This window comes from Selenomonas sp. (assembly GCF_052169755.1).
GTDB lineage: Bacteria > Bacillota > Negativicutes > Selenomonadales > Selenomonadaceae > Selenomonas.
Genome location: NZ_JBQNBV010000084.1, coordinates 1 through 8,982 on the forward strand (window position 1 = coordinate 1; position 8,982 = coordinate 8,982).

Annotated in this window: 14 protein-coding genes; 8 read left to right on the forward strand and 6 right to left on the reverse strand. The window is 54.4% G+C overall.

The window, feature by feature from the left end:
* Positions 1–30 precede the first annotated feature (30 nt).
* The gene (locus tag ACTTKG_RS06935; RefSeq protein WP_442673504.1) at positions 31–738 is read right to left on the reverse strand and encodes a hypothetical protein; all 708 of its coding nucleotides are present in this window, start codon (positions 736–738) and stop codon (positions 31–33) included.
* 256 nt (positions 739–994) lie between these two features.
* On the opposite strand from ACTTKG_RS06935, the gene ACTTKG_RS06940 reads away from it, so the two are divergent.
* A complete protein-coding gene (locus tag ACTTKG_RS06940; RefSeq protein ID WP_442673505.1) occupies positions 995–2,518 on the forward strand; it encodes a flotillin family protein in 1,524 nt (507 codons plus the stop codon).
* Positions 2,519–2,793: 275 nt separating this feature from the next.
* Here the strand turns inward: ACTTKG_RS06940 and ACTTKG_RS06945 are convergent, their stop codons facing one another.
* From ACTTKG_RS06945 to ACTTKG_RS06965, 5 genes are read right to left on the reverse strand one after another with little or no spacing between them, the layout of a single operon-like run.
* On the reverse strand, positions 2,794–3,090 hold the full coding sequence (locus ACTTKG_RS06945) for a YkgJ family cysteine cluster protein (protein WP_442673506.1): 297 nt from the start codon (positions 3,088–3,090) through the stop codon (positions 2,794–2,796).
* Positions 3,087–3,581, reverse strand: a complete 495-nt coding sequence (locus tag ACTTKG_RS06950; RefSeq protein WP_442673507.1) for a hypothetical protein — start codon at positions 3,579–3,581, stop codon at positions 3,087–3,089. Before ACTTKG_RS06950 ends, ACTTKG_RS06945 begins: the two co-directional genes overlap by 4 nt.
* 18 nt (positions 3,582–3,599) lie before the next feature.
* A complete protein-coding gene (locus tag ACTTKG_RS06955; RefSeq protein ID WP_442673508.1) occupies positions 3,600–3,965 on the reverse strand; it encodes a hypothetical protein in 366 nt (121 codons plus the stop codon).
* 44 nt (positions 3,966–4,009) lie between these two features.
* Complete coding sequence (locus tag ACTTKG_RS06960; RefSeq protein ID WP_442673509.1) at positions 4,010–4,174, reverse strand: hypothetical protein; 165 nt, start codon at positions 4,172–4,174, stop codon at positions 4,010–4,012.
* Positions 4,171–5,133, reverse strand: coding sequence for an ATP-binding protein (locus tag ACTTKG_RS06965; protein WP_442673510.1), 963 nt, complete (start codon positions 5,131–5,133; stop codon positions 4,171–4,173). Before ACTTKG_RS06965 ends, ACTTKG_RS06960 begins: the two co-directional genes overlap by 4 nt.
* Positions 5,134–5,325: 192 nt before the next feature.
* Between ACTTKG_RS06965 and ACTTKG_RS06970 the strand changes: the two genes are divergently transcribed.
* From ACTTKG_RS06970 to ftsL, 7 genes are all read left to right on the forward strand, one after another.
* A complete protein-coding gene (locus tag ACTTKG_RS06970; protein ID WP_442673511.1) occupies positions 5,326–5,541 on the forward strand; it encodes a type II toxin-antitoxin system HicA family toxin in 216 nt (71 codons plus the stop codon).
* Entirely contained in the window at positions 5,541–5,948 is a 408-nt protein-coding gene (locus tag ACTTKG_RS06975) for a type II toxin-antitoxin system HicB family antitoxin (protein WP_442673512.1), read from the forward strand. The genes ACTTKG_RS06970 and ACTTKG_RS06975 overlap by 1 nt, the downstream gene beginning before the upstream one ends.
* Before the next feature lie 122 nt (positions 5,949–6,070).
* A complete protein-coding gene (locus ACTTKG_RS06980; RefSeq protein ID WP_442673517.1) occupies positions 6,071–6,865 on the forward strand; it encodes a polysaccharide deacetylase family protein in 795 nt (264 codons plus the stop codon).
* Complete coding sequence (locus ACTTKG_RS06985) at positions 6,850–7,143, forward strand: hypothetical protein (protein WP_442673513.1); 294 nt, start codon at positions 6,850–6,852, stop codon at positions 7,141–7,143. The genes ACTTKG_RS06980 and ACTTKG_RS06985 overlap by 16 nt, the downstream gene beginning before the upstream one ends.
* On the forward strand, positions 7,112–7,543 hold the full coding sequence (gene mraZ, locus ACTTKG_RS06990; protein WP_442673514.1) for a division/cell wall cluster transcriptional repressor MraZ: 432 nt from the start codon (positions 7,112–7,114) through the stop codon (positions 7,541–7,543). The genes ACTTKG_RS06985 and mraZ overlap by 32 nt, the downstream gene beginning before the upstream one ends.
* A gap of 9 nt (positions 7,544–7,552) precedes the next feature.
* Positions 7,553–8,488, forward strand: coding sequence for a 16S rRNA (cytosine(1402)-N(4))-methyltransferase RsmH (rsmH, locus tag ACTTKG_RS06995; RefSeq protein WP_442673515.1), 936 nt, complete (start codon positions 7,553–7,555; stop codon positions 8,486–8,488).
* A 55-nt stretch (positions 8,489–8,543) separates the two neighbouring features.
* Positions 8,544–8,930 carry a cell division protein FtsL gene (gene ftsL, locus ACTTKG_RS07000; RefSeq protein ID WP_442673516.1) on the forward strand — a complete coding sequence of 129 codons (387 nt, stop codon included), beginning with the start codon at positions 8,544–8,546 and terminating at the stop codon, positions 8,928–8,930.
* The last annotated feature ends 52 nt before the right edge of the window (positions 8,931–8,982 follow it).

The following is an 8,982-nucleotide window of genomic DNA, read 5'->3' on the forward strand; positions in this document are numbered from 1 at the left end:
ATTGTGGATGTCCGTACGGTACCATTCGCTTTATGGCGATGTTTTTTCGGAATCTTCGTTGAGGCTGATGGAGGAAAACAGGAAATGCGCGTGGTTGACGATGTTTTTATCATTTGGGTCGTAGTTTAGGTGAATGAGCCAGGTTCCCGTTTCTGAGGCGAGAACCAGCACGTCGAGAATGGTATCTGCCCCTTCGAGATCCGCACGCATGGTAAGATGCCGAGCGGGATGCGCGTCCTGTACCGTCGACTCATTGCTGAGGATCTTCAGATTCGTTACACGGGAGTTTTCCTGATACGAGCCGATAAAATCGTCGATTGTATTCTTAAGGTCTTGTTCGGCAGGAGGCTGGGTATCCGCGCGGGAAGGAATGTGAAGGACGAGGGCGGACATTGGCAAGGGAGAACCCATATTCAAGAAATGTGCATTGATGAATGTAGTGACTCCGGTAGCGAGTTCATAGGCAGCGAATGGCTCACCGAGGGGCGGCAGCTCCATGACAAGCTGCTCACCGTGGGCGCGCAGGACGACGGGTTCGATTTCGAGCATCGATTCCGGTGTGATGGTCTCGCCCTCGGAAAGCGTGGATAAATCCTTCGGCATTTTGACAATCATCGGATGAGTGTTTTGCTCATTCGTTTCGGCATGCTCGATTGCTCTTGCCAGAGCTGTATCGCCGCCTGCGAAGAGCAGCAGGGCAGAAATGAGTATGTATGCACTGTATCTTAGAATAAACATGGCCAATCCCCCTTTATTTGCGATTATACATTCTATCAAATACGGACGAAAAATGCAACGAGTGAGGGGGAATCGGTTTGACACTGCCACCTCACGGAATTTGACGAAATATGTTATACGACGTATAATCCAAGAAAAGGAGAAAACGAGTATGCTCTGCTGCGCGAGTTGGGTGTGAGTAAGGCATAGACGAGAGGGAGATATCTGCAAAGGGGGTGGAAGCGGCGCTTGGCTTTTGCGATGCGCCGCGAGATTTATGGGGATTTTTCTTATCGCAGGGATTGCTTTTGCCGTCGTGTTTGTTGTTGTGCTTTTAGCCGTATTGGCGCGCGGTTATGTGAAGGCTTCGCCGTCGACGGCACTCATTATTTCCGGCATCAAGAAGCGCCCGCGCATCCTCATCGGGCAGGGCGGCGCACGCATTCCTTTTTTTGAGCGCATGGATTCTCTTTTCCTCGGACAGATTTCTGTGGACATCAAGACGGAGACGCCCGTGCCGACGAACGATTATATCAATGTGAATGTCGATGCTGTCGCCAAGGTCATGGTCGGGCGCGATGAGGAAAGCGTGCAGCTCGCGGCGCGCAATTTCCTGAATTTCTCAGGAGAGCAGATCGCGAAGGATTTGCAGGATTCGCTTGAGGGCAATATGCGGGAAATCATCGGTACGCTGACGCTCGAAGCCATCAATACGGATCGCGACAGTTTCTCCGACCAGGTGGTCAATAAAGCGGCGCAGGATATGAAGAAGCTCGGCATAGAGATCATCTCCTGCAACATTCAAAATGTCACGGACAATAACGGTCTGATCGTCGACCTCGGTGCGGATAATACGGCGCGCATCAAGAAGATGGCGGCTATTTCGCGCGCTGAGGCGGAGCGCGATGTTGCGGTAGCAAAGGCGCAGGCGCAAAAGGAAGCGAACGATGCGCAGGTAGAGGCGGATCTTGAGATTGCCCAGAGGCAGACCGATCTTGCCATCCGGCAGGCGGAGCTTAAGCGGGCGTCCGATATCAAGCGCGCGGAGGCGGATGCAGCCTACGAAATTCAGGCGCAGGAGCAGCAGAAATCCGTTCAGGCCGCTACGGTCAATGCGCAGATCGCGAAGGCGGAGCGTGAGCAGGAGCTGAAGAAGCAGCAGGTGTCCGTGCGTGAGCAGGAGCTTGCGGCGCAGATTCAGAAGCAGGCGGACGCAGAAAAGTATGCCGTCGAGCAGAAGGCGGCGGCCGATCTTGCCAAGCGTCAGCGTGAAGCGGAAGCCGCGCTCTACGAAACGCAGCGCAAGGCGGAGGCAAAGAAGGCTGAGGCGGAGGCCTCGCGCTATGCGGCAGAGCAGGAAGCGGCAGGAATCAAGGCGCAGGGCGAGGCTGAAGCTGCCGCAATCCAGGCGAAAGGCGAGGCGGAAGCCGCTGCGATGGATCGCAAGGCGGAAGCGCTGAAGAAATACGGCAAGGCGGCTATGGCGCAGATGATCGTTGAGATTCTGCCGCAGATCGCTTCGGAAGTGGCAAAGCCGCTTGAGCGCATCGGCAATGTATCCATCATCGGCGGCAGTAGCGCCTCTGCGGTCGAGCCGATGGCAGACAATGTGCCGCTCGTCATGGCGAAGACGTTTCAGACGGTCAAGGCGGCGACGGGCATCGACCTCGCGGACATCGTGCGTGGTGAGAGCTACGAGGCGAAGGTCACGAAGAATGTCAACGTCACGGGGGCGGATGCTGATGCTATAAAGGCGGCTGCCGTCAAGGCGGCGACGATTGCCAATGCGATTCGCGACTAAGGGAGGAAAGAACATGACACGATTCTGGCGGTAATTTTGCCGTCAATCTTGCTTGCATCCGCGCTGCTCCTGCTCCTAGCGATGGGTATGGGGACATTGTTGCGTGCATCTCGCAGGAGGGATCGTCGCCTTGTCGCCTTGAACGCGCTTTATAGTATAGTCAAGGTGGAGCGGTGGACGGGACATGAAAAACGTGAAGCGCAATTATGTTGTTCAAAAAAAGGGCTGTGACAAAATGCGAGAGAATTTTGTCACAGCCCTTTTTGTATGGCTAGCTATATTTTTGCTGCTTTTTGTTTTTTCCTTTGCTTGTCGCGAAGCATTTCGCAGTAGGTGAGATTTTGGCGATGAAATGCTTCGCGTGACATTGTAGATGCGCAGTTTTTTTCGTAATACTCATCAACGCGGCAAAAAGAGGGGCGATGTTCGTAGATGCTGCAAAGATTCGTCTGCTTGTCCAGATGCTTGCAACTGCCGTCGGGTAAGGCAAGCGCTTTCCCAAGCGCTGTTTCGCCGACCAAGGAGCAGCAGGCGGCACATCGTTGACATGGGAAGCGGTCGTCCGAGGTCATGCGTGCTCGTTGCCGTCTGCGGCAGGCGCTGCTTTTGTAGAGGGGGCGAGTATCGGCTCGGGCGTTGATGCCGATGCTGGTGCTGGTGCAGCCTGTTCCTTCGGCGGGTCGATTTCAAAGGCGATCTCGCGCTTCTCGCGCAATTCCTGCACTGCCTGCGGCGTCAGGTATTTCAGTGCCTTCGTCGTCTGCGTGCTGCGCTGTACCCACTTCTCTTCAGCATCTTGAAAGTAGAGGTCGAGCTTCAGCAGGAAGATGTTTTCGTCAATGTACTGCAGCTTCAACTGTCCGCCTACATAGAGGATATTCTTGTTCTTCTGCTCGACAAGGATAACATCGTCGACTCCCTGCGTATAGAAGCTCGCGGCTTCATCGATGTCGAGTTCGCGCTGGAAATCCTTGATCTTAGAGAAAAAGTCGTAGATGCTGTCGATTGTCTTTTTTGCCGCTAGGATGTTTCTGTCAAAGGTGCTGAAATTTCCCGTTTTCATAAGAGGGCCTCCTTTGCGCTAGTTTTCCATAATTAATTCCATTTCTCGTGAAATGTCGGCGGGCTGCTTCTTTGAGATTTTTGCTAGAATATGGGGCGGCACCTCGCTTTCGTTGACTTTGCGAATTGTAGTTCCCTCCATTAAATCGTTGGTTTTTTCATCGCGGTAATAAAACTTGTGAATGATTTGTACAAGATGTTCGCCTGCTTCTACGATTTTGTCACCGAGGAATTGCATTTCATGTGGAACATGTGGACGAATTTTTTCCCAAGCAGCCTTTAATTTAGGGATGAAGTCCCGAATCCAGTCTACAATATCGTTCCAATTTGCTACAATTAGAACAGTGCCGATTAACAAGCCTCCAGCGATTAAAAGTGGTATCATGATATTCCCTCCCTATGGGTTTTGCAGCGGCATAACTGCTATAGTTATGCCTTGGATGTTTTGATTTTTGCTTCTAAGCGTTTTAGTATCTCTGGTTTTATTTCATTTTCTGAGACCTTTTTCACGGCAGTGCCGCTTAGCGGATTGTTTTGATTTTTATTCTTTATGAAACTTCCTGCGATGGCGAGAGTTGCGAGTTCCACTATCATATTTTAATCTCCTTGCCCTTTGCGAGCTGCTCCTTGACGTATTCCTCGGATACGGGGCGGACGGTCGTCTCCGTCTCATGCGTGCGTCCTTGGTTCGCCTTCTTGCTGTGCAGGATGTCCTCGACGGCTTCGAAGAAATGAGCGCGGGGCACGCGAGTCTCACGCTTTCTGGCAGCGCGGAAGGCGGCGTTGAGTACGGCGTTGGAGATGTCACTGCCGGTAACGCCATCGTACTTCGTAGCGATTTCAGCCGTATCAAGATCGTGCGGCAAACTTCCAGGCAGGTACATCGCCCAGAGCTTTTGACGGCAATCTTCGTCGGGCAGCTCGAATTTGACGTGCATGGAGATGCGCCGCATGAAGGCGGGATCGAAATTCGAGATGAAGTTTGTGGCGAAGATGATGAAGTCTTGGTATTCGTTCATCGCCATGAGCATGACGGAGCGCGTCTGGTTCACGCTGACATCGGTGGCGCTCGTCATGTTGGTGACGCGGCGGCTCAAGATGGCGTCGGCTTCATCGAAGAAGATGATGCTGCCCGTTTCCTTTCCCGCTTCAAAGACCTTGCGGATGTTCTTTGGCGTTTCGCCGACGTATTTGGATTCGACATCGGCATAGTTGACAATGATGATCTTGCGCCCCAGATGCTTGGCGATGGCATGTGCCGCCATCGTCTTGCCCGTGCCTGGCTCGCCGTAGAGGTTGATGCCGATGCGCTTGGAATATTTGTGCGTCTTTTCGAGTCCCCATTGTTCAAAGACGATCTTGCTGTTTTGGGCATAGTCGGCAGCGTTCAAGATTTGCTCGCGAACGCGCGGCGGCAGGATCATGTCATCAAACGTGTACTTCGGCTCTTCGGGCGCAAAGGTATCGGACGCCTTTTCCTCCGTTTCGCTTTTCTTCGGCGGCAAAGGAGACGCCGCCTCTGCCTGCGGGTCAATGCGCTTTCCTAAACCCATAAAAACACCTCCACGAAATCGTTTTGCCTCATTTGTTCATAATATGTAATATCATACTACAAATGCCCCCCCCGACAAGACTTTTATGTAGAGAAAATTAGAGGTTTCTTTTTTATTCTGCTGACCATTTTTTGGAAGAATTTGACGCAGTACGTCATATGACGTATAATCGAGGCAAAGGAGAGGATGCGAATGCCGCTGACACCGAAGGAGATGATTCGGCTCCTCAAGGAGAATGGGTTTGTCTATATCAAGAGTAACAACGGCTCTCATCAGAAGTATCGCAATGTGGAAAAGAATATTACGGTCAGTGTTCCCGTACACGCAAAGGAGCTTAAGAAAGGCATCGAGCAGCAGCTTCTGAAGGAAGCGGGATTGAAACGTCCCGAGCAGAATGGAGGTCAATGATGAAGCGAATGAAACGACTGTATTTTTATCCTGCTGTATTTCAACGTGAGGAGCAGGGCTACTCCGTATTCATCCCTGACATTCCCGGCTGCATGACGCAGGGGGAGACGATGGAGGAGGCGCTTGCCATGACGCAGGACGCCATCGGACTCATGCTGGAGGATGTCACTCCTGCAGACTATCCTGCACCGTCCTTGCCGCAGGATCTGCCGCTCGAAAAAGACCAGTTCGTCCTCATGGTGCCGTTCGACAAGCTCGCCTATGACAGGGCATACAACGCGAAATCCGTCAAGAAGACGCTCTCCGTTCCCGCATGGCTTGATACACTCGCTGCAGAGCACAATGTGAACTTTTCCAACGTCCTGCAGAACGCCCTGATGCGCGAGTTGGGTGTGAGCAAGGCATGAGTCGGAGGAGGAAAGAGATGACAAACTACACGCACAAACGTCCGCTTTGTGGACATTGTGCGCCGTCCTTACAGAAACCTAGCCAATCGGTCTGCGCCTTTGGCTTGACCGCTTGGGGTTTCATGAAAAAATTTCTGCCGCTTTTCGTGCTGTTCTTTGCGCTGTTTTTGGCGGCGGGTACGGGGGACATTGATGCACGCATTTCGCAGGAAGTCGAGCAGGGTGCGAAGGTGCGCATTTTGAACTACCACATGGTCAACGATATGAATCATTCGCTTGCCGTCGCGCCAAAGGATTTCGATAGGCAAATGGCATGGCTCCAGAGAAACGGCTTTCAGTCCATCACGCCGGAAGAGCTTTACGGCGCATTGACAGGTGTGGGGAAGCTGCCGGAAAAGCCTGTGATGATCACGTTTGACGACGGCTATGTGGACAATTATGAAAAGGCGTACCCGATTCTCAAGAAGTACGGTTTCAAGGCGACGATCCTTGTCGTCACGGAGATGGTGGGCAAGAAGAAGGGCTATCTGACGTGGGAGCAGCTGCGCGAGATGGAGCAGAGCGGCTTTTCCATCGAGGGGCACACGATGACGCACCGTGCGTTGACGAGCCTTACGGATGACGAGGTCAAGGAGGAGCTTTCCGCCTCGAAGCGCATGATCGAGGAGAAGCTCGGCAAGACGGTCACATGCTTCGCCTATCCGGGGGGCGCGTACAACCTGCATATCGCGCATCTCGTGAAGGAAGCGGGCTACAAGATGGCGTTCACCGTGCGCTACGGCAACGCGGATCGCGCGAGCAATCTCTACGCGATCGACCGCGTGCCGATCTTCCATACGGAAAACACGGAAGGGTCGTTTCAGAAGCGTCTGCGCTACTTGCCGATTTTCGAGAATTTCGGTTGGCAGAAGCGGTAGGGAAAAGAGCGGCTTCTTCTTGCTTCAAAAAAGAAAATATGTTTGTGGGAAAGCAGTCCCTTGCCTTTGGTAAAGGGGGTGCTTTCTCTTTATTTTTTGCGGCAAATGGGCGCATGATGAAAAAAATGAAAACAAGAGGCAGGAAAAAGACGGGAAAGAAAGAATTAAAACTAGACAATGAAGTGGCGAAAAGTGGGGAAATGTGGTTTAATATAGAGAGCACTGGTGAAGGAGGTGACAAGCGAGATGTTGATGGGCGAATACACGCATACGATTGACGCGAAGGGGCGCGTGATCCTGCCTGTGGATTTTCGCCCGGAACTTGGCGGCTCGTTTGTCATCACGAAGGGGCTTGATAACTGCCTCTTTCTCTACGGCGAGGAGGAATGGGAGCGGCTGTCGGCGAAGCTCAAGGCGCTGCCGATGTCGAAACCTGAGGCTCGCGCTTTTGCACGCTTCTTCTTTGCGGGCGCACGCAAGCTGGAATTGGACAAGCAGGGACGCTTCCTCGTGCCTGCGAACCTGCGCGCCTATGCGAGCCTCAAGAAGGATGTCGTCCTGAACGGCGTCATGACGCGCGCCGAAATCTGGAGCCGCACGGCTTGGGATGCTTACAACGCCGAGGTGAATCCGATGGTCACGAAGATCGCGGAGACGCTGACGGATCTCGGGATTTGAGGTGAGTGCATGGAGTTTCGCCATACGAGCGTGATGCCGGAGGAGACTCTGGCGGCTCTCGCCGTGAAGCCTGCGGGCACTTACGTCGACTGTACGCTGGGCGGCGCGGGTCATGCGCGGCGCATCGCTGACAGGCTCTCGCCCGCAGGACGGCTCATCGGGCTCGATCAGGACGAGGCGGCGATCCGCGCGGCGAAAGAGCGGCTTGCCGGCGTCTCGTGCCGCGTCGATGTCGTGCGCTCGAATTTCCGTGCGCTCGCCTCGGTTCTGCAAAGTCTCGGCGTCGCTTCTGTCGACGGCGTGCTCTTCGACCTCGGCGTGTCGTCGCATCAGATCGATACGGCAGAGCGCGGCTTTTCCTACATGCAGGACGCGCCGCTCGACATGCGCATGGACACGTCGCGTCTCCTGTCGGCGCACGAGGTTGTCAACGAATATGACGAGGCGGAGCTTTGGCGCATCTTCCGCGACTATGGCGAGGAGCGCTGGGCGAAGCGCATCGCCGCATTCATCGCAGCGGCGCGGCAGGAAAAGCCCATTGAGACGACGGGAGAACTCGTTGACATCGTCTGCCGCGCCGTGCCCAAGGGTGTGCGCCGCGCGGCGGGCGGTCATCCGGCGAAGCGCATCTTTCAGGCGATCCGCATCGAGGTGAACGACGAACTCGGCATCCTGCAGGCGAGTGTAGAGAATGCGGTGCACGCGCTTGCGCCCGGCGGCAGGATCGCCGTCCTCACGTTTCACTCGCTCGAAGACCGCATCGTCAAGCAGGCGTTCAAGGAACTCGCACGCGGCTGTATATGCCCGCCCGGGCTTCCCGTCTGCGTTTGCGGTCACGAGCCGGAGGTCAGGCTCTTGGGCAAGGCGCAGAAGCCGAGCACCGCAGAATCTGCAGAGAATCCACGCGCCAAGAGCGCGAAATTGCGCGTGGCGGAGAAGATATAAGGAAAGGGCGCACGATATTTGTTGCGCATAGTTTATCGTCAAGGAGGGATCACAGATGCTCGCAAGACAAAGGGAATATGAGTATTTTGAAGAGGAGTTGCAGCCGCAGCCGCAGCGGATCGAGAAACCCGCGCCGCCGCCTAAGAGACGGCCGACGCTCAACACGCATCTGCGCTCCCGCTGCTTCTTGCTGCTCGCGCTGGTCTCTATCATGGCGATGGCGGTGACGATCCGAAGCGGCATCACGGCGAGCCGCGGCTACGATCTCGTGAAGATACAGCAGCAGGCGGAAACGCTCGAAAAGGAAAATGAGCATCTGAAGATTGAGATCGCACAGATGAAATCGCCCGAGCGCGTGCGCCGCATCGCGACGGAAAAGCTCGGCATGAGCACGCCGAAGACGGTCTACTTTGCGACAGGTGCGAAGGAATCGGTCCGATAAATTTCATGGAGGGATGGCAATGAAGACGCTTGCCGAGTTGGCGGCGCTCGTC